This is a genomic window from Kitasatospora sp. NEAU-CNBT7, assembly GCF_057220535.1.
On record NZ_JBXQQB010000032.1, the window covers coordinates 46,713 to 68,063 of the forward strand.

At 75.0% G+C, this 21,351-nt stretch carries 21 protein-coding genes; 9 read left to right on the forward strand and 12 right to left on the reverse strand.

Translation table 11 applies throughout. The features are described 5' to 3' along the window. Positions 1-34: 34 nt before the first annotated feature. Positions 35-1,315 (reverse strand): GNAT family N-acetyltransferase, encoded by a 1,281-nt coding sequence (locus tag AC2TEW_RS31020; RefSeq protein WP_484626658.1) that lies wholly within the window; start codon positions 1,313-1,315, stop codon positions 35-37. Between the two features lie 139 nt (positions 1,316-1,454). After that, complete coding sequence (locus AC2TEW_RS31025) at positions 1,455-2,450, reverse strand: helix-turn-helix transcriptional regulator (RefSeq protein WP_484626659.1); 996 nt, start codon at positions 2,448-2,450, stop codon at positions 1,455-1,457. A gap of 162 nt (positions 2,451-2,612) precedes the next feature. On the opposite strand from AC2TEW_RS31025, the gene AC2TEW_RS31030 reads away from it, so the two are divergent. Next, positions 2,613-2,978 (forward strand): hypothetical protein, encoded by a 366-nt coding sequence (locus AC2TEW_RS31030; protein WP_484626660.1) that lies wholly within the window; start codon positions 2,613-2,615, stop codon positions 2,976-2,978. A 145-nt stretch (positions 2,979-3,123) separates the two neighbouring features. After that, a complete protein-coding gene (locus AC2TEW_RS31035; RefSeq protein ID WP_484626661.1) occupies positions 3,124-3,279 on the forward strand; it encodes a hypothetical protein in 156 nt (51 codons plus the stop codon). Positions 3,280-3,282: 3 nt separating this feature from the next. Here AC2TEW_RS31035 and AC2TEW_RS31040 read toward each other — a convergent pair whose 3' ends face one another. The 7 genes from AC2TEW_RS31040 to AC2TEW_RS31070 form a co-directional block, all read right to left on the reverse strand. Continuing rightward, the gene (locus AC2TEW_RS31040; protein WP_484626662.1) at positions 3,283-4,575 is read right to left on the reverse strand and encodes a C40 family peptidase; all 1,293 of its coding nucleotides are present in this window, start codon (positions 4,573-4,575) and stop codon (positions 3,283-3,285) included. Positions 4,576-4,775: 200 nt separating this feature from the next. Continuing rightward, the gene (locus AC2TEW_RS31045) at positions 4,776-5,903 is read right to left on the reverse strand and encodes a hypothetical protein (protein WP_484626663.1); all 1,128 of its coding nucleotides are present in this window, start codon (positions 5,901-5,903) and stop codon (positions 4,776-4,778) included. A 60-nt stretch (positions 5,904-5,963) separates the two neighbouring features. Further along, the gene (locus AC2TEW_RS31050; RefSeq protein ID WP_484626704.1) at positions 5,964-7,682 is read right to left on the reverse strand and encodes a threonine/serine exporter family protein; all 1,719 of its coding nucleotides are present in this window, start codon (positions 7,680-7,682) and stop codon (positions 5,964-5,966) included. Positions 7,683-7,803: 121 nt separating this feature from the next. Next, positions 7,804-8,445, reverse strand: coding sequence for a DedA family protein (locus AC2TEW_RS31055; RefSeq protein WP_484626664.1), 642 nt, complete (start codon positions 8,443-8,445; stop codon positions 7,804-7,806). A 125-nt stretch (positions 8,446-8,570) separates the two neighbouring features. Then, the gene (locus AC2TEW_RS31060; protein WP_484626665.1) at positions 8,571-8,744 is read right to left on the reverse strand and encodes a hypothetical protein; all 174 of its coding nucleotides are present in this window, start codon (positions 8,742-8,744) and stop codon (positions 8,571-8,573) included. Positions 8,745-8,949: 205 nt separating this feature from the next. Beyond that, positions 8,950-11,316, reverse strand: coding sequence for a tetratricopeptide repeat protein (locus AC2TEW_RS31065; RefSeq protein ID WP_484626666.1), 2,367 nt, complete (start codon positions 11,314-11,316; stop codon positions 8,950-8,952). Between the two features lie 70 nt (positions 11,317-11,386). Beyond that, positions 11,387-13,375 carry an ATP-binding protein gene (locus AC2TEW_RS31070; RefSeq protein ID WP_484626667.1) on the reverse strand — a complete coding sequence of 663 codons (1,989 nt, stop codon included), beginning with the start codon at positions 13,373-13,375 and terminating at the stop codon, positions 11,387-11,389. A gap of 352 nt (positions 13,376-13,727) precedes the next feature. Between AC2TEW_RS31070 and AC2TEW_RS31075 the strand changes: the two genes are divergently transcribed. Further along, entirely contained in the window at positions 13,728-14,045 is a 318-nt protein-coding gene (locus tag AC2TEW_RS31075; protein ID WP_484626668.1) for a hypothetical protein, read from the forward strand. 139 nt (positions 14,046-14,184) lie between these two features. Here AC2TEW_RS31075 and AC2TEW_RS31080 read toward each other — a convergent pair whose 3' ends face one another. Next, positions 14,185-15,321 carry a TetR/AcrR family transcriptional regulator gene (locus AC2TEW_RS31080; RefSeq protein WP_484626669.1) on the reverse strand — a complete coding sequence of 379 codons (1,137 nt, stop codon included), beginning with the start codon at positions 15,319-15,321 and terminating at the stop codon, positions 14,185-14,187. A gap of 186 nt (positions 15,322-15,507) precedes the next feature. On the opposite strand from AC2TEW_RS31080, the gene AC2TEW_RS31085 reads away from it, so the two are divergent. Then, entirely contained in the window at positions 15,508-16,665 is a 1,158-nt protein-coding gene (locus AC2TEW_RS31085) for an acyl-CoA dehydrogenase family protein (RefSeq protein WP_484626670.1), read from the forward strand. Between the two features lie 105 nt (positions 16,666-16,770). Here the strand turns inward: AC2TEW_RS31085 and AC2TEW_RS31090 are convergent, their stop codons facing one another. After that, positions 16,771-17,043, reverse strand: a complete 273-nt coding sequence (locus AC2TEW_RS31090) for a hypothetical protein (RefSeq protein ID WP_484626671.1) — start codon at positions 17,041-17,043, stop codon at positions 16,771-16,773. Positions 17,044-17,189: 146 nt separating this feature from the next. On the opposite strand from AC2TEW_RS31090, the gene AC2TEW_RS31095 reads away from it, so the two are divergent. Next, positions 17,190-17,522, forward strand: a complete 333-nt coding sequence (locus AC2TEW_RS31095; RefSeq protein WP_484626672.1) for a cupin domain-containing protein — start codon at positions 17,190-17,192, stop codon at positions 17,520-17,522. 66 nt (positions 17,523-17,588) lie between these two features. Here AC2TEW_RS31095 and AC2TEW_RS31100 read toward each other — a convergent pair whose 3' ends face one another. Then, positions 17,589-18,185, reverse strand: coding sequence for a TetR/AcrR family transcriptional regulator (locus AC2TEW_RS31100; protein WP_484626673.1), 597 nt, complete (start codon positions 18,183-18,185; stop codon positions 17,589-17,591). Positions 18,186-18,296: 111 nt separating this feature from the next. Here AC2TEW_RS31100 and AC2TEW_RS31105 point away from each other — a divergent pair, with 111 nt between their 5' ends. The 4 genes from AC2TEW_RS31105 to tatA all read left to right on the forward strand — a co-directional run bounded on the left by AC2TEW_RS31105 (position 18,297) and on the right by tatA (position 21,273). Then, a complete protein-coding gene (locus AC2TEW_RS31105) occupies positions 18,297-19,922 on the forward strand; it encodes an MFS transporter (RefSeq protein ID WP_484626674.1) in 1,626 nt (541 codons plus the stop codon). A gap of 210 nt (positions 19,923-20,132) precedes the next feature. Beyond that, positions 20,133-20,492, forward strand: coding sequence for a YidH family protein (locus tag AC2TEW_RS31110; RefSeq protein WP_484626675.1), 360 nt, complete (start codon positions 20,133-20,135; stop codon positions 20,490-20,492). Beyond that, positions 20,489-20,818, forward strand: coding sequence for a DUF202 domain-containing protein (locus AC2TEW_RS31115; protein WP_484626676.1), 330 nt, complete (start codon positions 20,489-20,491; stop codon positions 20,816-20,818). The genes AC2TEW_RS31110 and AC2TEW_RS31115 overlap by 4 nt, the downstream gene beginning before the upstream one ends. A gap of 179 nt (positions 20,819-20,997) precedes the next feature. After that, on the forward strand, positions 20,998-21,273 hold the full coding sequence (gene tatA / locus AC2TEW_RS31120; RefSeq protein WP_484626677.1) for a Sec-independent protein translocase subunit TatA: 276 nt from the start codon (positions 20,998-21,000) through the stop codon (positions 21,271-21,273). Positions 21,274-21,351 lie beyond the last annotated feature (78 nt).

The following is a 21,351-nucleotide window of genomic DNA, read 5'->3' on the forward strand; positions in this document are numbered from 1 at the left end:
CCGGCGGGCGGCCGCCCGGCGCTGGGCCGGCGGGTCAGAAACCGTCCGGGTTCCAGGCGCGGCGCGGGGTGTGCAGCAGCAGGTCCGCGGTGGCGGCCGCGCCGGGGGTGACCTCGGTGAGCAGGGCGGCGGCGGCGAGCGTGGTCGCGCTGGACGCACCGAGGTAGAGCTCGCCGAGCCGGGCCACGGTCAGCGCGAGGTCGGGCTCCTCCGTCGTCGGGACGCAGCGCCCGGTGCCGTCGGCGGCCGTCTCCAGCGCCCACCGGCCGCCGGCGTGACCCGCCGGGTCGTCGACCTCCAGCACCAGCCGGCCGGCCGCGGCGTAGCTGCGGGCGCCGAAGGCGGCCGGCAGGTCCAGCAGCCGCAGCCAGGTGAAGTCGCCGGTGTCCGGGTTGGGACGCACGCCCCGCGGGTCGTTGAGCAGCAGCCGCAGCGGGTCGTCCACGCCGAGGCTGTCGATGGCGACGGTGCGGACCCAGTCGACGGAGAAGACGAGCTGCCAGAGCGCGTTGGCGGTCGGCTGGTCCAGCGCGAGGTGGTCGAGGACGGTGAGCGTGCAGGTGGGCACCATGCCGTCCCACTTGTCCTCGACGGTGTAGGTGATCAGGCCGGTGACCTCGCCCTCGGCGTTCCGGTGGAGCGCGGTGAACGGCTCCTTCCAGTCGTAGCCGGGCAGCGAGATGTCGCCGGTCTCCAGCCGCCACCAGGCCTCGGAGCGGGTGATGGCGCCCGGCTGGGTCCGGCGCCAGCGCTCATGGAGTTCGGCGCCCAGCTTGCGGACGTCCGCCATCGGGACGAAGTCGATCCGGCCGCCGGACGGCAGTGGCAGGTCGGGCCGCAGGCCGCCGGAGCGGGCCAGGTCGACCTGCAGGCCGTGGGTCGTGGTGGCCGGGCCGAAGCCGTAGCGGCCGTAGATGTTGTACTCGGCGGCGATCAGGATCGCGGCCGCGCTGCCGCGCTCGCGGGCGGCGGCGAGGTCGCGGTTGATCATGCCGGTGAGCAGGCCGCGGCGGCGGTGGGTGGCGGTGACGGTGACGGCGGTGATCGCGTCGACCGGCAGGGTGGCGCCGCCGGGCACGGTCAGCTCGGTGTCGAAGCTGCGGAAGGTGGCCACGCAGCGGCCCTGGTCCGAGGCGTCGAAGGCACCGAGGCAGCGGCCCGGCTCGAACAGCAGCCGGCGCCAGTCGAGGCCGGAGCCGGTGTGCGGACGCAGGAAGCCGCGGGCGATGGCCCGGTCCCAGTCCGGGAGTTCGTCCTCGGTGACCGCGCGGATCTCGATCTCGTGGCCGAGCCGGCCCGGCGCAACGTTCCCCATCCGGCCACCGTACGGCGGAGGTCCGGACCCGGCATCCGATTTTCCGCCCGCCCGCCCCGGACGCCGAAGGCTCCGGGCACCTTCACACCGGGTGCCTTCACCAGCCGGGTGCCTTCAACCCCCAGCCCCCCGAGCGCCTTCACCCCCGAGCGGGGAGCCACCCCTGCTGGACCGCCCGGACCCCCGCCTCGAAGCGGCTGCGCGCGCCGAGCCGCTCCATCAGGTCGGTCGCCAGCCGGCGGGCGGTCCTCGGCGACACCCCGAGCCGCTTGGCGATCGCCTCGTCGGTGTGGCCCTCGGCCAGCAGCCTGACCGTCATGCTCTCCTGCCCGCTGAGCCCTCGGTCGTCCCGGACGGCGGCCTCGCCGAGCGGCACGGCACCGGACCAGACGTTCTCGAACAGGGCGCACAGCGCGGTCAGCGTCCCGTGGCCGGTCAGCACGACCGCACCCGCCGCCGAGTCGTCGCTGCTGACCGGGATGACGGCGGTGGCCCGGTCGAAGAGGATCATCCGGGTGGGCAGGGTCGCCACGGTCCGCACCTCGCCGCCGAGTCCGGCCAGCCAGTTGACGTACGCCACCGTCGGCGCGTTGTTGCGCACGCTGTCGAGGTAGACCGTGCGCATCCGGATGCCGCGGGCCAGCAGGTCCCGGTCGTGCGGCTTGGACGCCTCGATGCTCTCCTGCTTGTGGCCGCCGCCCGGCGCGAAGGTCATGATCTCGGTGGTCAGCGTCCGGGCCAGGGAGGCGATCCGGTCGCGTATCTCGTCGAGGCCGACCAGCTGCTCGACACCCGGGTGGGCGGTCGAGGGGTGCAGGTCCGCATAGTCCGCGATGAGCTGGGCGGCCGCGGCCCTGGAGGCCTCGATGCGCAGCTGCTGGGCGGCGAGTTCGGCTTGCTGGCGGGCCATCAAGGACTCGAGGCCGATGTCCGGCGACACGGCGCGCAGCTCGCCCTGGTGGTCGTACGACGGGCGGATGAGGGCCAGTTCACTGAGGGTGTCCAGGCTCCTGCGGACCTCGTCCGGCGCGAGCCCCAGCCGTGCGGCCAGGGCCGCCACACCCTCGCGCGGGTGCGCGAGCATCGCCCGGTAGACGCCCTCGGAGGCGGAGTCCAGGCCGAGAGTTGTGAGCATCCGCTTCCCCCATGATGACGCTGCGGGCCGGCGCCCAAACGATCATCGCATACCGGTCGGCCGGGCCTCCAGGGCGTTTCCGTGGACTGTTCGGGCCAAGGACCGAATTGTCCAGGGCGCTCGTCTGTGCCCCGGCCGTCCCCCTTTGGGAGCGTCTTCGGCATGTATCTCGTCCACGTCGGCCTGCGGGCCGTCGACCACTCCCCCACCCGGCCCCCGCTCTCGGCCGCCACCGCCGCCCTCGTCCGTACCGCCGCCCTGCCCGGCGAGGAGGTCGAGCACGTCGTCGTGCACCCGGACGCGCGGCCGCACCCGGTCATCGGTGTCTACACGCTCGCCGACCGGCTCGAGGACGCCGAGCACCGGGCGGCGGCGCTCTGCCGTCGGGCCCTGGCGACCGTTCCGGCCCTGCAGGGGTGGGAGCTGGCGGGTGTGGGGGCCCCGCTCGTCACGCCGTTCTACGAACGGCTGCTGGCCGGATCCGGCCAGGCTGGACGGATCGGTCCAAGGCCGTTTCCGTCCACCTGAAAGCTCTTCCACCCGCTCTGACCTGCGACGAAGCTATGACGTGTCGGCGCGGGGGCAACTCCGCAGGACAACCGGGCGAAGCGTCACCGCGGGACGCGCGACCGGGAGATCCGCCCAGGAACAGCAACGGAACAGGACCTTCATCATGCTGCGCACCACCGTCGTCAAGGCCGCCGCGGCCACCGGTCTCGCCCTCACCGCCCTCGTCACGCCGGTCGCCGCCCCCAGCCTCCTGAGCACCCCGGGCGCCGGGCCGGTGCACACCTCCGCCGCCGCCCCGGCCAACACCATCTGGGAGTAGCCGTCACGGGCGGGCGTAGAAGTCCGGGGGTCCCATGATCCAGAGGCTGGCCTGTTTGATGGCGGTACCGGGACGGGGGGCCTCGATCATCTGGTCCCCGCCGAGGTAGATGCCGACGTGGTAGATGTCCGCCGGACGGCCGGTCCTGGTCCAGAACACCAGGTCCCCCGGGCGGAGTTGGCCGTACGAGACCGGGGTGGACTCGGCGTACTGGTCGGCCGCGAAGTGGGTGAGCCGCTTGCCGGCCTGGCGCCAGGCCATCATCGTGAGCCCGGAGCAGTCGTAGCCGGTCTGCCCCTCCCCGCCCCAGATGTACGGAAGTCCGATCTTCGACTTGGCGAAGGCCACGGCCGCCTGCGCGCCCACCGCGGACCAGGGGCTCCCGGTGACGGACCCACCGGCGGACCCATCGGCTGATCCGGTGGCTGATCCGGTGGCGGGGGCCGGCCCGGCCGAGGCCGCCGCGGCGGCCACCGCGGCCGCCCGGGCCCGTTCCTCGGCCTCGCGGGCGGCGATCTCGTCCAGTGCGTCCTGGCGGCGGCGCTCCAGCTCCAGGGTGGTGCTGCGGGCGGCCGCGAGTTCCGCGAGGAGTTGCTCGCGGCGGGCGGTGATCTCGGCGACCTGGAGCTGCTGGGCCGCCAGCCTGGCCTCGGCCTGCTCCTTGGCGGTGCGGACGGCGTCGGCGGCCCGGCCGGCCTCAACCTCGGCGTCGGTCGCGGCGCCCGCCGCCCGGGCGGCGCCGGCGGCGGTCGCGGCGGCCTCCTCCAGGATCTGCCGGGTACGGGCCCCGGCCATCGCGACGGCGGCGGCCTGTTCGGTGACGGCCCGGGTACCGCGGGCGCCCAGCAGGGCGTCGATCGCGGAGAGTTCGGGGGAAGCGCCCTGCCGGTAGGTCTCGGCGGCGAGCTGCGCCGCGCGGTCGGCCGCGGCGGCGCGCGCCGCCTCGGCGTCGGCCGAGCGGCGGGCGGCGTCGGCCGCCGCGGTCCGGGCCCGGGCCAGCCGGGCCTGGGCGCCGTTGTAGGCCTCCACCGCCTGTTCGGCGTCCTGTCCGGCGTGCAGGAGTTCGGCCTGGGCGGCGGCCAGCCGGGCCTCCGCGGTGCCGCCGGCCGCGGCCTTGGCGTCGGCCTCGGCCTGGGCGCGGGCGATGTCCTCGACGGAGGGGTACGGATCGTCGGCCGGCGCCACCGCACCGGGGGCCACCGGTCCGGTGGGCGCGGGGGTGGCGGCGGCGCCGGGGAGCAGCCCCACCAGGCCGGCCAGGGTGAGCAGGAGCGTCGGCAGGAGTCTGCGGGCCACGTCCGGTCCTCTCTTCCGATCGGATGACGGTCGGATGACGGTCGGCCAGCCACCCCCCTCGGTGGCATGACGGTCACTCACCGTCATCATCGCAGAGCCGGGGCGCGCCCCCCGGGCTCGCCATACGGCCACCGGGGTGAGATGTCAGATTGTCTGCACGGGCACGTCCCTGCACCTGCGCGGTGGCCGACCCGCCCGTTTCAGCGCTTCGGCTCCGGGTGCCGCAGCCTCGGGTGCCGGTACGGCGTGCGGGCCCCGGAGCGCGCGCCGCCCGCCGTACCGGCCGCGGGGGTGCCGGTGCTGCCGCGGACCGCGTAGGTGCGCAGCCGTCCCGCGCGCACCGCCCGGCGCCGGTCGCGGGCGCCGTCCTGGCGGGCGGGTTCGCCGCCCGCGACCGGCTGGTGGGCGACCGGGCGCGGGCCGGGGCGGGCGGCCGGGGAGGCCGAGGAGCGGCGGTCGGCGAGCCGGGCGGAGCGGCGGGCCAGCGAGCGGGCGGCGTGCGCGTCGAGGTGGGCGGTGGCCCGGGCGGCCATCCGTTCGGCGACCCGGTGGGTGGCGGTGTGGTGGGCGGGGACCTTGTCGGGGGCGCCGGCGATCAGGTCGAAGAGCCAGGTGCGGGCGCGGTCGGCGCGGGCGTGCAGCAGCCGTTCGCGGCGCACCGCGCGCCGGCGCCGGCGCGGCCGGTCGGCGTACCGCCAGCGGGCCCAGGGGCTGCTGGGCCTGGCCAGCCGGACGGCGCCGACCGCGGACAGGCCGGGCACCATGATGCCGAGCATGCCGGTCCACATCTTGCCCTTGAGCAGGGCGATGACCGAGAGCAGCGCGTTGACGGAGATGCCGGCGGTCAGGCCCCAGTGTCCCCAGCCGGCCGGCGCGGTCTGCCCGGGCACGGCGCCGAGCGGGACGTACCCGGTGAGCAGCAGGGCGGTGATCAGGATGCCGAGGATCACGGCGTCGACCGACTTGCGGCCCTGCTCGCTCCAGTAGACGTCGTCGAGGTGCAGGATCAGGGCGAACTCGTCGAGGACCAGCCCGCAGCCGATGCCGAAACTGAGGCTGAACCAGTTGATCCAGGGGTGGCCGCCGTTGGTGGCGATCACGCCGATGCCGCCGACCAGCAGGAAGCCCAGGCCGAAGACCATGTGGTGGATGTGCAGGCCGCCGGGGGTGATGTTGCCGGGCCACCAGCGGACCTTGGCGCGGATCATGCGGACGCTGAAGCGGATGCAGACGAAGGAGGTGATGAAGCCGACCAGCAGCAGGAGCAGCGGTTGCTTGTGGGTCGCGACGATGTGGTCGCGGTAGCTGTCCAGCAGGGTGCCGATCATCGTGGTACTGCCTTCGTCGGGTGGTGCGGCGGGCTCCTCCGGTGCTGGGCCAACGACCGGTCAGAACCCCCGGGTGCGCTTGGCCGCCCGCCGGGGTACCAGCAGTTGGGGCGCGAGGCGGTCGGCCGCGCCGGGTGCCTTCATGAACAGACGCGCGACCTCGCCCCCCAGGTTCACGCCGATCGCCAGCGCCATCGCGATGGCGGCGGCCCTGGTGATGGAGACCAGTCCGGCGCTGGCGTGCCCCTGGGCGAGCGAGAGCATGCCCAGGTAGAGCGCGGATCCGGGCATCAGCGGCCCGATCGCGGCGGTCACGTAGGGCAGTGCGGAGGCGTACCGGTAGCGGGCGGTGAGCTGGCCGAACAGGCCGACCAGGCCGGCGGCGACACCGGTGGAGACGATCGGCGAGATCCCGGCGTTGTAGGCCAGCACCCCGTACGTGGACCAGCCGATGCAGCTGTTGAGCACCACCAGCGGCAGGGTGCGGCGGTCGGTCTGGAGCAGCATCGCGAAGGCGGCGGTGAGCACCATCGCGGCGGCCAGTTGCAGCGGCGGGTCGACGGAGCCGATCAGGCTCTCGTCGGGCCGCAGCCGGGCGTTGAAGTTGACGCCGACGTACAGCACCAGCATCACGCCGATCACGATGCCGGCCACCAGGTAGACGACTTCCAGCAGCCGGGCGGCGGCGGTGATGTAGAAGCCGGTGAGGCCGTCCTGGACGGCGGCGACCATGGCCCGGCCCGGGAGCAGGGCGAACAGTCCGCCGGTGATGACCACGGAGCCGCGCAGGTGCCAGTCGTTGAACGAGAGGGCTATGCCGAAGGCGGCGGCGGGCATCGCGCCGACCACGAACTGGTAGAACTCCGGCAGGCCGCGGTGGGCGATCAGGGAGGCGAGGCGGTCGCCGAGCACCGAGGCCACGAAGGCGCTGCCGAAGACCAGCCAGGCCTTGCCGTCGAGCTGACCGCCGACCAGGAAGGTGGCCGCGCCGGCCAGCAGGCCGGTGGCGAGGGCGAGCAGCCAGACCGGGTAGGGGTGGCGGTTGCGGCGGATCCGGGCGAGCCGGCGGTAGGCGTCGTTGATGCTGACCTGTTCGGCCGTGATGTCGGCGACCAGCCGGTAGACGGCGGCGAGGCGGGTGTAGTCGGAGGTCCGGCGGCGGACCACGCGGTCGGCGGTGACCGGCGCCTCGGTGAGCGAGGGCTGGTGGGAGACCGAGATCAGGGTGAAGGTGACCTGGGGTTCGCAGTGGTCCAGCCGGTAGGCGTGGGCGATGCCGAGCATGGCGGCTTCGACGTCCTCGGCGGCCTCGCCGCTGGCGAGCAGCAGTTCGCCGATCCGCAGGGTGAGGTCGAGGATGCGCGGGATGTTGCGGCCGGCGGCGGAGGGGTGCAGTTCGCGGGCGGTCCGTTCGAAGGCGGGGCGCTCCGCCATGGGGGTGCGCAGCAGGGTCCGCATCCGGTCGGGCCAGGGTGCGGTGCCGGGGCCGCCGGGCTGCAGGTGCGGGACGGCGAGGCCGGTGGCCGGGGTGTAGCCGGCGGCGCGCCAGTCCTCGGGGGTGAGGGTGTCCTCGGCGAGGCTGCGGGCCTGCTCGGCGGGGGCGGGGGTGAGCAGGCCGTCGGTCTGCAGGGGGGCCGGGGCGAGCGGGACGGCGGTGCGCGGTTCGACGGGGGGCGTGTCGGGGCCGAGCAGGCCCTCGGTGGGCTGGGGTGCGGCCGGGTCGGGGGTCGGGGGGCCGTCCGCGGGCGTCCTGGTGTCGCCGTCGCCCTGCCGGCCCAGCTTCGGCACGTCCGCTCCTCGCCGCCCCTGGTGGCCGCGCCGGCCACGGTCCGTTCCCGTCTGCCCCCACCTTGCCCGATCGAACGGCCCGATGCATATGTACGGGGTGGTGGACCTGCGGTTACGTCTGGGACTCGGCGGTGCGCGGGCGCCTGGCGCGGGCCAGTTCGAACAGCACCGGGAGCACCGAGAGCAGCACGATGCCGAGGCAGATGAACTCGATGTTGTCCCGGACGAAGGCGATCCGGCCGAGGAAGTAGCCGAGCACGGTGATCCCGGCGCCCCAGAGCACGCCGCCGATCACGTTGTAGAGGACGAAGGTGCGGTAGTTCATCCGTCCGACGCCGGCGATGACGGGGGTGAAGGTGCGGATCACCGGGACGAAGCGGGCCAGCACGATCGCCTTCGGTCCGTGCCGCTCGAAGAAGGCGCCGGCCTTGGCCACGTTCTCCTGCTTGAACAGCCGGGAGTCGGTGCGCCGGAACAGCCCGGGCCCGACCTTGCGCCCGAACGCGTAGCCGACCTGGTCGCCGGCGACCGCGGCGGCCACCACCAGCAGGCAGACCAGCCAGAGCGGCTGGGGCAGCAGCGTTCCGCCGGCGACCAGCAGGCCGGTGGTGAACAGCAGGGAGTCGCCGGGCAGGAAGAAGCCGATCAGCAGGCCGGACTCGGCGAAGACCACGGCGAGGATGCCGATCAGGCCGAAGGTCGAGATCAGGGTGGTCGGGTCGAGCCAGGACGGGCCGAGGGCGAGGCTGGTCACGGTAGGGGCACTCCTACAAAGGTCGACTCTTGGCAATGGAATGGTAAAGCATTTGCCAAGTCGACCTTCCGGCGCCCGCCATCCGCCCGCCGCCTGCCCGCTCCCCGCCCGTCGTCAGCGCGCCGTCAGCGGAAGTCCCGCTCCCGGACCGGCTCCCCCGGCGGGACCGGCCGGAGCCGGAACACCCCCAGCACGATCGCGGCCTCCCGCCGCCCCGGCACCCGCCGCCGCACCGGCCGGCCGCCCACCCGGACCCCGCGGCAGGCCCAGCCGCTCCGCTCCGCCCCGACAACGCTCATGCGCCGGCCCCCCGATCGATTCGGTCACCCACCACCGGTCCTACCGGCCGCGGGCGGCGGCCATGCCCGGGAGAGCGCCAAACCACCCGTCCCGATGACATGCCGAACCGGCCGCTCCCGCCCACGGCGGCGGGCGGCAGCGGGCGGGCGCCGGCGCCTGCCCGCCCGCCCGGGCGCAGCGCGGCGGACGGGATCCGGTCCGAGCTCAGAGCCCGTAGCGCTCGACGATCTCCCGGTGCCGGGCGGTGTCCAGTCCGCCGGCCTCGGCCAGGTCCAGCCAGCTGAGCGGGTGCGGCCAGCCGGCCGTCAGCCGCAGCAGCAGGGCGTCGGCCTCGGCGGCGGAGGCGGTCGGCGGCACCCCGAGCGCGGCGTAGATGCCGGGCAGGCCGTCGCCCTCGCCGCTGCCGTCCGCCGGGTCGGTGACGGTGTAGTGGTCACCGCTGTAGGCCCAGACGCCGTAGCCCTCGGCCTGCAGGGCGGTGCGCAGCGCCACCCAGTGCTCGTCGCCGGGCCAGGCGCCGTCCAGCCAGTAGGTGGTGTACCCGGCCGGGTCGAGCAGGGTGAGCAGCTCGAAGACGGGACGCCAGCGCTCCTTCTCCTCGTCGGTACCGGGCGGGTCGTTGAGCACGGCCGGGCCGAAGACCACGGTGTCCCGGTGGTTGAGCGGGAGTTCGTCGCCGAGCACGGGCAGCACCCGGGCGGTGGCCGGGCCGGTGCGGATCGCCGGGAACTCGGCGGTGGTGCCGTTGGTGCGGGTCGCCCGCAGGGTGACGATCTGCCACTCCTCGTCGACCGGGCCCGACGGCCGGTCGAACTCGATGCCGATCCGGGCGCCGACCGAGCGGACGGTGTCCCAGTCCCGGTTGGCGGTGGCGGCGGTGATCAGGTGCCACAGGTCGGGTTCCTGCACGGCCCGGTGCTGGTCCGCGGGACCGGCCTCGCCGTCCGGCAGCGCGTGCTCCAGCAGGTCCAGGTAGATCCGCTGGGCGGCCGCGTGGTCGCCGGTGCGGGTGGCCGCGGTGGCGGCCAGGCGCCGGGTGTTGATGGCGTCCGGTTCGTGCGCGAGCACGCCCGCGCAGTGCTCGCCGACCTCGGCCCAGCGGCCCTCGGCGGCGGCCCAGCGGGCGCGCAGCCAGTGCGCGTCGGCGGGGTCGGTCGCGAGCAGGCGGTCGGCCAGCCGGCGTACGCCGTCGCCGTCGCCGGCCTCGATCAGCATCGAGCCGAGCATCCCGGCCGCGTGGTCCTGGCCGCGGCCGGCCTCCAGTTCGACCCACAGCAGGTCGGCGGCGGCCCGGCCGTGGCCGAGCATGCCCAGCACGCCGGCCAGGTTGGCGACCACGGCGGGGGCGTCCGCGGGGAGTTCGGCGCGGGCGGCGGCGAGCAGGTCGGCGCCGGTCTCCGGGGCGGGGGTGTGCTCGGCCAGCCAGTCCACCAGGTCGGCGGCGGGGACGGGGAGTGCGGCGGGCGGCAGCGCCTCGGCGGCGGCGCGCAGCGCGGCCAGCCGGTCGGCGACGCCGTCGTCGGTGCGGCGCAGCAGGGCGAGCTTGCGCTCGCCGGTGGCGGCCAGGGTGAGGGCCACGGTGCGGGCGCCGCGGGCGACCGCGAGGCGGCCGGCGATCAGCGCCAGGTCGAGGCAGGGGCGGTGGGAGCCGGCGGTGTCCAGGTGGCCGGTCCAGCGGGCGAGGCGGGCGCCGAGGTCGGCGTCGTTGGCCAGGTCGCCGTGCGGCAGGGCGCCGGCCTCGGCGAGGAGTTCGACGGCGCGGGCCCAGCGGTGCCGGATGTCGGCGAACCGGTCGGCCTCCTCGGCCGGCGGCAGCAGGTCGAGGGCGGTGCCGGTGCGGCCGAGGGCGGCCAGGTTGAGGGCGCGGCCGGTGGCGAGCTTGCGGCGGTCGTCGTCGTCGAGCCGGTTGCGGCCGGCGACGTAGGCGTGCTCGGCGGTGTCGTAGGCGTCCAGGGCGTCCTGGTGGCGGCCGAGCCGGTGCAGGGCGGAGGCGCGGCTGTGGCCGAAGGAGAGCGAGACCTGCTCGCCGGCGGCCTGGATCCGGGCCTGGGCGCGGTCGAGGTGGCCGAGTGCCTCCTCGCAGCGGCCGTCGTCCTCCAGGGTGTCGGCGTACTCGCGGGACAGGCAGTCGAAGCAGGCGCGGGCGGGCTCGACCCGCTGCAGGGTCTCCTCCAGCACGGCGAGGCGCTCGGGGACGTAGCCGGGGCCGTCGATGTTGGCGTGGCAGATGGTGAAGTCCTGGACGGCGCAGACCGACTGCGGGCAGGAGGCGGTCTCCTCGCGGTGCGCGAACTCCAGCAGCGAGACGGCCTCGGCCATCGCCGCCTCGCCCTGGTGGCGCTTGTTGAGCAGGTTCTGCAGCCGCCAGTGGCGCAGGAAGACCTCGACCCAGGGCAGGCCGAGGGCGCGGGCGGAGGCGAGCGCCTCCGGGTACATCGCGTCGAGCTGTTCGTTGCGGCCGTCGACGGCGTGGCCGGCGATCTCGGCGAGCGCGGTGGCCAGCCGGTGCTGGCCGGCTTCGTTCAGCTGCCGGTGGGTGTCGTGCACCCAGCCCCAGATGTCGGTGGTCATGCCTGGTTCCCCCCGTGGTGCGGTGCGGCCGCCGGGTGCGCGGCTCGTTCGGTGGTGCGGCGGACGCGGCTCATCGGGGCGCGCCCGGCGGCTCGTCCGCGGCCGGCGCGTCGGCCGGTCCGCCGTCCGGCCCGGGGCGCGGGCCGGGGCGCGGGCCGGGTACGGCGAGCGACTCGGGTACGGCGAGGCCCTCGGGCATCGCGGCGGTGAGCGCGGACACCGCGGTGCCGATGCCGGCCAGCGCCGCGGTCAGGTCGCCGGCCGCCGGGCCCGCCGCCGAGGCCATGATGACCTTGAGCGAGCGCAGCAGCGCCGCGGCCGTGGTGCTGCCGGTGTGCCCGGCCCGGTAGGCGGTGAGCAGGTCCTGCACGGCGGGCGAGGCCAGGTTGAGGTACAGCCGGGCCTTGACGGTGCCCTCGGTGCGGGCGGTGAAGGCGCGGGCCAGGCGCAGCGCGGCGGACGGGATCCGGGCGTCGGCCTGGTCGTCCTCGATCCTGGCCTTCAGCTCGGCCTCCCGGTCGGGGACCAGCACCAGCGGCAGGCCGGGCGGGTCGAACCGGGCGGCGACCAGTTGCTCGCCCTCGTCGGTGAGGGCGGCGGCGAGCCAGGCGCTCTCCTCGGCGGGCAGCGGGTGCAGCGGGTCGCGGAACAGTTCGCGGTTGCCGCTCTCGCTGCCGAGCTCGACGATCCGGCACTCCCGCAGCTGCGCGTAGCGGCGCAGGAAGGGGAGCACGGCGTACCGGTCGCCGCGGGCGATCGGCACCTGCATCGCGCGGTAGAGCATCTCCTCGAAGCCGCCGCCGCTGCCGAGCGCGACGTGCACCGCGCCGCCGCCGGCGGCGCGCAGCGCGCCGGCCGTCAGGTCGCCCTGCGAGGTGGGCACCGGGACGTCGTCGGCGAGCAGGGTGAACAGCCGGTCGTCGCAGAGCGCGGCGCCGAGCAGGTCCTGGCCGTGCCGGGCGAGGATCCGTCGCCAGGCGGCGGGGTGCAGCCGGGCGGTCTCGTAGAGGCCGTCGACGATGGCGTCGGTGAGGGCCTGCTGGAGGGCGCGGTAGTGGTCGTCGCGCTGGAGGTCCTCGCGGCTGGCGGTGGGGGTGAGCCGGGTCGACTCGACCACGCCGCCGATGAACCCGGCCCAGCCGGGCAGCAGGTCGCGGGCGTCGTCGGAGAGCAGCATGCCGCGCAGGTAGACCGCGAGGTCGCGGTTGTCGCTGGAGCCGTAGGTGCCGCCGTCCTGCACCCAGAGCAGGCCGACGGCGTCGGTGCGGCCCTCGACCGGGCGCAGCGGGAAGGCGGTGAGCGGCTCGAAGCGCCGGCCGAAGGCGGCGGCGAAGCGCATCCGGGCGGTGTGGGTGTCGTCCTGGTCCGGTCCGCGCCAGGGCACCGGGACGCCGTTGACCGGGGTGTCGTCCTCGCCGACGTGGACCGGGACCGGCAGCAGCACGCAGTACCGGGCGAGGACCTCGCGCAGCGCGTCCTCGTCGGCGAGGTGGGCGTGTTCGGGCTTGAGCCGCAGTTCGACGGCGGTGCCGGCGGCCGCTCTCGGGGCGGCGGGCTCGACGCTGTACTGCTCGCCGCCGCGGGAGCGGTAGCGGTGGCCGAGGTGCGGTTCGCGGTGCGAGGTGGTGGTGACGGTGACCTCGTCGGCGACCGAGAAGGCGGACAGGAAGCCGAGGCCGAAGGCGCCGATCAGGTCCTGGTTGCCGGTGAGTTCGCGCAGCATCCTGGTGTAGCCGGTGCCGACGGTGGCCAGGTAGGCGTGGATCTCCGGCTCGGTGAGGCCGGCGCCGGTGTCCTCGATCACGACGGTGCGCCGGGCCGGGTCGCCGCTGACCCTGATCAGCGCGGCCGCGGTGTGGCCGGGGTCCTCCAGCCGGCGGCGGGTGTGCGAGTCGTGGGCGTTCTGCACCAGTTCGCGCAGGGCGACCAGCGGGGTGGAGTAGAGGTGGGTGGCGAGGACGCTCACCAGGCCGCCGAGATCGACCTCGGTCGTACGCAGATTGTCGGCGGCGGGGAATTCACCGGCGGGCCCGTGGCCGGGCGGCAGACCTTGAGACATGAGGCCCCAGTCTGCCAGTACGACTATCAGTCGACCAGCGCTTTCCGCAGCCGCACTCCGCGCACCCGCCGGTCAACGCGGAGTTGACGTGCGGGCCAACACCGGGCCACCGCGCCGGGTGGGGGCGGGACACCGCCGTCCGGGGGATCGCGGACCGGACCCGCACCTTTCGGACGCCTCGGCCGTTAGGGGTTTATCCGATATCTGTGACACCTTCGAGCGAAACGGGCAGCCAGGGCTGGAAGCCAATAGGCCGTCCGGGCAATCATGATGACGCGACGTCAGTTCCGGCGCGCCAGGGGCGGCCAACCCCGGGGCGCCATATTTCGCATCAGCAAGCTTGGAGACCACCGTGTCCCGTATTCGTGCGGCCGCCGCCGTCACCGCTCTCGGAGCCTTCCTCCTCGTCGGAATCGGCACCGCCCAGGCCGACAACGGCGCCGGCGCCGAGTCCGGTTCCAACAGCACCGTCGTCAGCAACACCGGCTCCGGCAACATCGTGGGCGGCGTCCTGGGCAACGCCAACGGCACCCAGCAGACCGCCACCGGCTCCGGCGGCAGCAACCAGAACAACAGCCTCGGCGTCACCGGCAACTCCGGCGCCATCGGCACCCTCCAGGGGAACGGCAACCTCGCGGACCACGTCTACTACCCGTTCGTCCTCTACTAGGCCGCCACCGGACTGCCGCGACCCGGCTGCCGCGACCCGGCTGTCGGCGGGCCGCCACCGGTGGCGGCCCGGCGGCACCGCCGTGACCGGGTGGGGGGCGGGCCGCGCGGGCCCGCCCCTCACCCCTGCGCCGCCGCGGTCAGTCCAGTCCCAGCACGGCCCGGCTCAACGCGTCCAGCCCGGGCGCGGGTTCGGCGCCGCCGGCCCGGTGCCGCACCCCGTCGTTGACCAGCGCGAACATCGCGTGCACCCGGATCCGCGCCTGCGCCCGGTCGTCCTGCGGCCGCACCTGCCCCAGCAGGTCGACCCAGGTCCGCAGGAAGTCCCGGCGGAAGTCCAGCGCGGCCTTGCGGTCGGCCGGCGCCAGGCGCTCGGTCTCGCTGGTCATCGCCCCCAGGTAGTGGCGGTGCCCCCGGGCGAAGTCCAGGTACGCCGCCAGGCCCGCCGCCAGCGCCGTGCGCGCGTCGCCCGGCCCCGCCAGCGCCCCGCCCACCTCGTGCCACAGCCGCTCCCGGCTGCGCACCAGGGCGGCCGCCAGCAGCTCCGCCTTGGTGGCGAAGTGCTTGTACACGCTGGGGCCGGCGATGCCCACGGCCGCACCCAGCTGGTCGGTGGAGACGTTGTCGAAGCCCCGCAGGTCGAACAGCCGGACCGCCGCGACCAGCAGCGCCTCCCGCCGCGACCCCGCCGGACCGCCGTCCGCCGGACCGGCGCCGGCCGCGGACCCGCCCGGCGCCGCGGCGAGTACCGCAGCTCCGAGTTCGCGCAGCAGCTCCTCGAACCGCCGCCGCGGCGGCGCGAAGGTGTGGTGCGAGAGGCTGCCGTACACCGACAGCAGCGACCAGCAGCGGAACTCCGCGTCCGCGGGCCCGCCCACGATCCGGGCCATCTCCCCCACCCGGCCGCGCAGTTCGCGGCGCAGCGCGGCCTGCTGTCCGGCCGGGAGCAGTCGGGCCTCGCGCTGCCAGAGCGTCCCGAACGCCCGGTGGTCGACGGCCGCCGCCGCCAGCTCCGCGCACAGCGCCGCCGGTCCGTCCGCCCCGCGCCGGACCGCCTCGCCCAGGGCCGCCAGCTCCGCCTCCAGGGCGCACCGCAGCAGCTCGGGCTTGTTGGCGAAGTGCCGGTACAGCGCGGGCGCGGTGATCCCGGCCTCGGCCGCCACCTGCGCCATCGACACCCCGTGGTACCCGCCGCGGTGGAACTGCCCGGCCGCGGCGGCCAGCAGCTGGGCCCGGCGCCCGGGCGGCCGCCGCACCACCTCGCGATCCGCCGCCACGTCCACCCCTTCACAGCCGGCCCACGAAATCGGCACTCAGGGTAGCAAGGATTCACTTGAGGGCCGCCGAGGCCCGGGGACGGCCCCTGCGGGGATGCCCGCGCCGGATGCCGCAGTGCTGGACAGCCATGGCTACCGGCGATTAACTTGTCCCGCGATCAGCCGCTGTCCGAAGGGAGCGCCGCCGTGCGCCGTACCGTCTTCACCGAGGACCACGAGGCCTTCCGGGAGACCATCCGGGACTTCATCTCCAAGGAGGTCGTCCCGGTCTACGAGAGCTGGGAGGCGGACGGCCACCCGCCGCGCTCCTTCTACCGCAAGCTCGGCGACCTCGGCGTCTTCGGCATCGAGGTGCCGGAGGAGTACGGCGGCGCGGGCGAGAGCGGCTTCAAGTACCAGGCCGTGGTCAGCGAGGAGTGCGCCCGGGCCGGTGTCACCTTCGGCTCCTCGGGTGTGCACACCGGCCTGGTGCTGCCCTACCTGCTGGAGTACGCGAACGAGGAGCAGAAGCAGCGCTGGCTGCCCGGCTTCGTCTCCGGCGAGATCATGACCGCCATCGCGATGACCGAGCCCGGGGCCGGCTCCGACCTGGCGGGCATCACCACCACCGCCCGGCTCTCCGAGGACGGCACCCACTACGTCCTCAACGGCGCCAAGACCTTCATCACCGGCGGGGTGCTGGCCGATCTCGTCCTGGTGGTCTGCCGGACCTCGCCGTACGACCCCGCGGACCGCCGGGCGGGCCTGTCCATCCTGTGCGTGGACACCTCCTCCCCGGGCTACACCGTCGGCCGCAAGCTGCAGAAGATCGGCCTGCGCACCTCCGACACCGCCGAACTGGCCTTCAGCGACGTCCGGGTGCCGGTCGCCGACCTGCTCGGCGAGGAGGGCAAGGCGTTCTCCTACCTCACCCACAACCTGGTGCAGGAGCGCCTCGCCATCGCGGTCGGCGCCTACGCCTCGGCCGCGGCCGCGGTCCGCTTCGCGCTGGCCTACGTGAAGGACCGCAAGGTCTTCGGCCAGGCGGTGGCCGAGTTCCAGAACACCAAGTTCACGCTGGCCGACTGCGAGGCCCAGGTGGTCGCCCAGCAGTCGATGGTGGACCGGGCGCTGGAGCTGTACCAGCACGGCGAGCTGACCGTGGCGGACGCCGCCGCCACCAAGCTGTTCTGCACCGAGTCGGCCTCCCAGGTCATCGACAAGTGCCTCCAGCTGCACGGCGGTTACGGCTACATCCTGGAGTACCCGATCGCCCGCCTCTACACCGACAACCGGGTCTTCCGGATCTACGGCGGCACCAGCGAGGTCATGCGCAGCATCATCGCCAAGTCCCTGGGTCTGTAGTCCCGGTACCCGCACCCGCGGGCCGGGCACGCGCCCGCTGCCGCCCCGGCGTTCACCGGGGCGGCAGCGGGCGTACGGCAGGTACTGCGGGCACTGCGGTGCCGGTCAGCGCATCGACCCGTTGCCGGCCTCCGCCCGCCAGGCGTCCCGGCCGGCCATCGAGGCCGCCCTGGCCTGGTGCATCGCGCGGCTCGCGAGCTCGGTCGGGGGTGTGTCCATCTGCCGGACGAAGTCGCGGCCCGCCTGCGCGAGCGAGACGCCGACGATGACCGCACCGGCCAGGCCGAGCATGGCCCCGAACCCGGTGAGCAGCGCACCGGTCGTGAGCATCGAACGATTGACGTTGAATCCGTCGGTGAACCTCTGATGTGTCGCCATACCTCCACCATCGGGCCACCCGGGCCGAGCCGCACCCGGAGCGGGGCCGCACGCCCGTGCTACCCCCTGGCGGCGCTCCAGCGCGCGCCGGGGGGCGGGCAGGCCCTAGGGTCGCGGCGGGGGTCCCGCCCACGCAGGAGGCCGCGATGTCCGAGCCCGTTCCCGTCGATCTCAACGCGCTGGCCGACGAGCACAGCGCGAAGGCGGCCGCCAGTGCCCACGGCCGCAGCGCCCATCTGCTGGTGCACGACGGGGTCCTGCGGCAGACCGTGATCGCCCTGCGCTCCGGTGCGGCGCTGGACGAGCACAACGCCCCGGTCGCGGCCAGCCTGCTGGTACTGCGCGGCCGGGTCTCGCTGACCGTGGCGGGCCGCCGGCACGAGGTGGCCGCCGGTCAGCTGCGCCCGATCCCGCAGGAGCGGCACGGCCTGCTCGCGCACCTGGACTCGGTGGTCCTGCTGACGGCCGTCACCAACTGACGGCCGCCCGGCGGACCGGCCCTCGGCGCTGGTGGGACCGGCCCTCGCAGCCGGTGGGACCCGACCTCACTGCTGGTGGGGCCGGACCTCGCCGAGCACGCTCTCGCTGACCAGCTCCAGCCCGCGCAGCAGTTGCGCACCGTCCGGCGCCTGTTCGGGTGAGAGCAGCCACTGCGCGGCCAGCCCGGCCAGCAGGGCCTGGTAGAACGCGCCGCGGGTGAGCTCGTCCGGGGTGTCCGGCACCTCCTCGAGCCCCTGGAAGATCGCCGACAGGCCGAGCCGGCCGTCCTTCTGCGCCGCCTCGAACGCCGCCCGCAGGTCGTCGGTGTGCGCGGCCTGGGCCATCACCTCGAACTGGGCGGTCCACAGCCCCCGGTACTCGACGAAGGTCCGCAGCACCCGGTCCCAGGAGGCGGCGAACCGCTCGCGCGGGTCGGTCAGGCCGCTCGCCCCGGCGAGCGCCGCGCCGACGGCGTCGCCCCAGTCCTCCAGCGCCGAGATCACGGCCTGGCCGAGCAGCGCCTCCTTGGAGCCGTAGTGGTAGCCGATCGCGGCCAGGCTCACCCCGGCGGCGGAGGCGATGTCCCGGGCGGTGGTGCGCCCGTAGCCCTTCTCGGACAGGCAGCGCTTGGCGCCGAGCAGCAGATCCTCACGGTTTCCCATGCGGCCGATGCTACGGGAGGACCTGGACGGATGTCTCGCACGGATGAGTGAGACGAGTGAGTTAGACACTTGTACTAGACAGCTGTGCCAGACGCTCGTACAGTCATCCCCATGACCGCAACCACCGGCCGCGCCGGCCGCCGCGCATGGATCGGCCTCGCCGTCCTCCTGCTCCCCACCCTCGTCATCGCGATGGACATGGGCGTGCTCTTCTTCGCCGTCCCCTTCATCGCCACCGACCTGAAGCCCAGCGGCACCCAGCAGCTGTGGATCATGGACATCTACTCGTTCCTGCTGGCGGGCCTGCTGATCCCGATGGGCGCGCTGGGGGACCGGATCGGCCGCCGCAGGCTGCTGATGGCGGGCGCCGCCGGGTTCGCCGCGGCGTCGCTGCTCGCCTCGTACGCGGACGGGGCCGGCTCGCTGATCGCCGCCCGGGCGCTGCTCGGCGTCGCCGGGGCCACCCTGATGCCCTCGACGCTGGCGCTGATCCGCAACATGTTCCACGACCCCCGGCAGCGGCAGGCCGCGATCGGCATCTGGAGCGGCGCGATGATGGGCGGCGCCACCCTCGGCCCGGTCGCCGGCGGGCTGCTGCTGGACCACTTCTGGTGGGGCTCGGCGTTCCTGGCCGCCGTCCCGGTGATGCTGCTGGTGCTGCTCGCCGCGCCCGCCCTGCTCCCCGAGTACCGGACGCCCCCTCGGGGCCGCTTCGACCTGGCCGGCGCCGCGCTGTCGATCGCCACCGTGATGCCGGTGGTGTACGGGATCAAGACCCTGGCCGTGGACGGCTGGGCCCCGGCGCCCGCCCTGGCCCTGGCGGGCGGCCTGCTGGCCGGCGCCGGCCTGGTGGCCCGGCTGCGGACGGCGGCCTTCCCGCTGATCGACCTCGGCCTGTTCCGGATCCGCACCTACAGCGGCGCGATCACCGTCAACACCATCGCGATGTTCGCCATGATGGGCTTCACCCTCTTCACTTCGCAGTACCTCCAGCTGGTCAAGGGGTTCAGCCCGCTGACCGCCTCGCTGTGGGCGCTGATCCCGAGCGTCGGCGTCGGCGCCGCGGTCGGCGGGATCGGCGCGCTGGCCGGCAAGGTCCGTCCGGCGACCCTGATGAGCGGCGGCTTCCTGCTCAGCGCGACCGGCTTCGGCCTGATGACGCTGATCGGCCCGGACACCCCGCTCGCCGTGATCCTGACCGCCTCCGGGGTGATCGCGGCCGGGGCGGTCGGCTCGATGACCCTGACCGCCGAGATGGTGGTCTCGGCCGCCCCCGCCGAGCGGGCCGGCGCCGCCTCCGCCACCTCGGAGACCGCGAGCGAACTGGGCAGCTCCCTGGGCATCGCGCTGCTCGGCGCGGCCGGCGCGGCGGTCTACAAGGCGCAGCTGGACGGCCGGGTGCCGGACGGCCTGCCGGCCGGGGCGGCCCGGGCCGCCCACGACACCCTGGGCGGTGCGGTCACCGTGGCCGGGCAGCTCGGCGGGCAGGCCGGGACCGACCTGCTGGCGGTCACCCGGTCGGCCTTCGCGGACGGGATGCACGTGGCGGCGGTGGTGGGCCTGGCGGTGATGCTGGGTGCCGCGCTCGCGGCCAACCGGCTGATGCGGCACCTGCCCGCCGGCCCGCAGGAGCCCGCCCGGCACCCCCAGGAGCCCGCCCGGCAGGAGAGCGACCAGCAGGATAACCCCGGGCAGGAGGGCGTCCGGCGGGGCGTCGACCGGCCGGCCGCCGTCTGAGGCGGCCGCGCGGCCCGGCGGGGCCGCCCCCACGCGGATCATCCGGGCCCCGGCCGACACCAGTCGGCCGGGGCCCCGCCCGTGCGACGGCCCACCGCCGAGGAGCGCGGGCCCCGCGCGCCTGTCCGGCCCGGCCGGGCCGCCGACCTAGCGTCGGACCCGCACCCACCACCGCACTGCCGGCGACCGACCGCAGGAGGCCCGCCACCGATGCCGGAACCAGCCTGGCGCCGCGAGACCGAGGACCCCGACTACCGCTTCACCCTCGCCAACGAGCGGACCTTCCTCGCCTGGATCCGTACCGCGCTGGCCCTGCTGGCGGGAGCGGTCGCGATCGACCAGCTCACCCCGGGGCTGGCGCCGCAGGGCGTCCGCACCGCGCTCGCGGTGGTGCTGGCGGTCGGCGGGGCGGGGCTCGGCGGCGCCGCGTACCGCCGCTGGGCCCGGGTCGAACGGGCGATCCGGGAGGGCGGCCGGCTCCCGTACACCCGGATCGTGCTGGTGCTCTCGCTGTGCGTGGTGGCGGCGGCCGCGGTGTTCACCGCACTGATCATCGGGTCGGCGGTGTGACCGCCGCCCCCGAGGGCCGGGACCCCGGCCTGCAGCCGGAACGCACCCTGCTGGCGTGGGGCCGCACCGCGCTGGTGCTGACCGTGGACGCGCTGCTGGTGCTCCGGTCCGGCCTGGTCGCGGACCGGGCGGCGCTGACCGCGACCGGCGGCCTGCTGGCGGCCGCGGCCTGCGGCTTCCTCGGGTACGGGCTGCGCCGCCGGCGCGGGCTGGAGCGGCCGGGCGCGGCGCCGCGGGCCGTCCCGGCGCTGCCGCTGCGGATTCTGGCGGCGACCGTCGTGGTGGCGGCGGCCGGCAGCGCCGGGTGTGTCCTGGCCGGTCGCTGAGCTGCCGCCGAGGCCCCACAGTGGTCCAGACCACAAGGTGCAGATCACCTGGTTTTCGGCTGCCGTTTGCCGACGGGTGTATACGTTCGCCGACCGGGCCAGGCATACTGGGCCAGGTCGGGCACCTCCGTCCGATCTGCGTTCGGCGAGAACTTCCGCGAAAGGACCGGTGGTCAGGGATGTTCCGTAACGGTCTCGAGCCCTGGCACATCATCATCATGGTGGCAGTGCTCGTCCTGCTGTTCGGCTCCAAGAAGCTGCCCGAGATGGCCCGTGGTCTCGGGAAGTCGATGCGTATCCTCAAGGCCGAGACGAAGGCCCTGCGTGAGGACGACGCACCGGCCGAGGCCCAGAACGGCACCGCCCAGAGCGCGGCCGAGCAGCCCCGCCCGGCGGTCGAGCCGACCACCGTCACCGAGTCCGCCGACACCACCAAGTCGGCCACCGGCGCCTGAGCCCGCACACCCCGGAACCCCTGCCCCGCCACCGCGGGACGGGGGTTCTGCCGTTTCCGGACACGCCGACGACAGAGT

Excerpts from the sequence above, each read along its gene's own strand:
- AC2TEW_RS31020 (WP_484626658.1), bottom strand. The coding sequence starts at position 1,315 with ATGGGGAACGTTGCGCCGGGCCGGCTCGGCCACGAGATCGAGATCCGC.
- AC2TEW_RS31025 (WP_484626659.1), bottom strand. The coding sequence starts at position 2,450 with ATGCTCACAACTCTCGGCCTGGACTCCGCCTCCGAGGGCGTCTACCGG.
- AC2TEW_RS31030 (WP_484626660.1), top strand. The coding sequence starts at position 2,613 with ATGTATCTCGTCCACGTCGGCCTGCGGGCCGTCGACCACTCCCCCACC.
- AC2TEW_RS31035 (WP_484626661.1), top strand. The coding sequence starts at position 3,124 with ATGCTGCGCACCACCGTCGTCAAGGCCGCCGCGGCCACCGGTCTCGCC.
- AC2TEW_RS31045 (WP_484626663.1), bottom strand. The coding sequence starts at position 5,903 with ATGATCGGCACCCTGCTGGACAGCTACCGCGACCACATCGTCGCGACC.
- AC2TEW_RS31060 (WP_484626665.1), bottom strand. The coding sequence starts at position 8,744 with ATGAGCGTTGTCGGGGCGGAGCGGAGCGGCTGGGCCTGCCGCGGGGTC.
- AC2TEW_RS31065 (WP_484626666.1), bottom strand. The coding sequence starts at position 11,316 with ATGACCACCGACATCTGGGGCTGGGTGCACGACACCCACCGGCAGCTG.
- AC2TEW_RS31070 (WP_484626667.1), bottom strand. The coding sequence starts at position 13,375 with ATGTCTCAAGGTCTGCCGCCCGGCCACGGGCCCGCCGGTGAATTCCCC.
- AC2TEW_RS31090 (WP_484626671.1), bottom strand. The coding sequence starts at position 17,043 with ATGGCGACACATCAGAGGTTCACCGACGGATTCAACGTCAATCGTTCG.
- AC2TEW_RS31095 (WP_484626672.1), top strand. The coding sequence starts at position 17,190 with ATGTCCGAGCCCGTTCCCGTCGATCTCAACGCGCTGGCCGACGAGCAC.
- AC2TEW_RS31100 (WP_484626673.1), bottom strand. The coding sequence starts at position 18,185 with ATGGGAAACCGTGAGGATCTGCTGCTCGGCGCCAAGCGCTGCCTGTCC.
- AC2TEW_RS31105 (WP_484626674.1), top strand. The coding sequence starts at position 18,297 with ATGACCGCAACCACCGGCCGCGCCGGCCGCCGCGCATGGATCGGCCTC.
- AC2TEW_RS31110 (WP_484626675.1), top strand. The coding sequence starts at position 20,133 with ATGCCGGAACCAGCCTGGCGCCGCGAGACCGAGGACCCCGACTACCGC.
- tatA (WP_484626677.1), top strand. The coding sequence starts at position 20,998 with ATGTTCCGTAACGGTCTCGAGCCCTGGCACATCATCATCATGGTGGCA.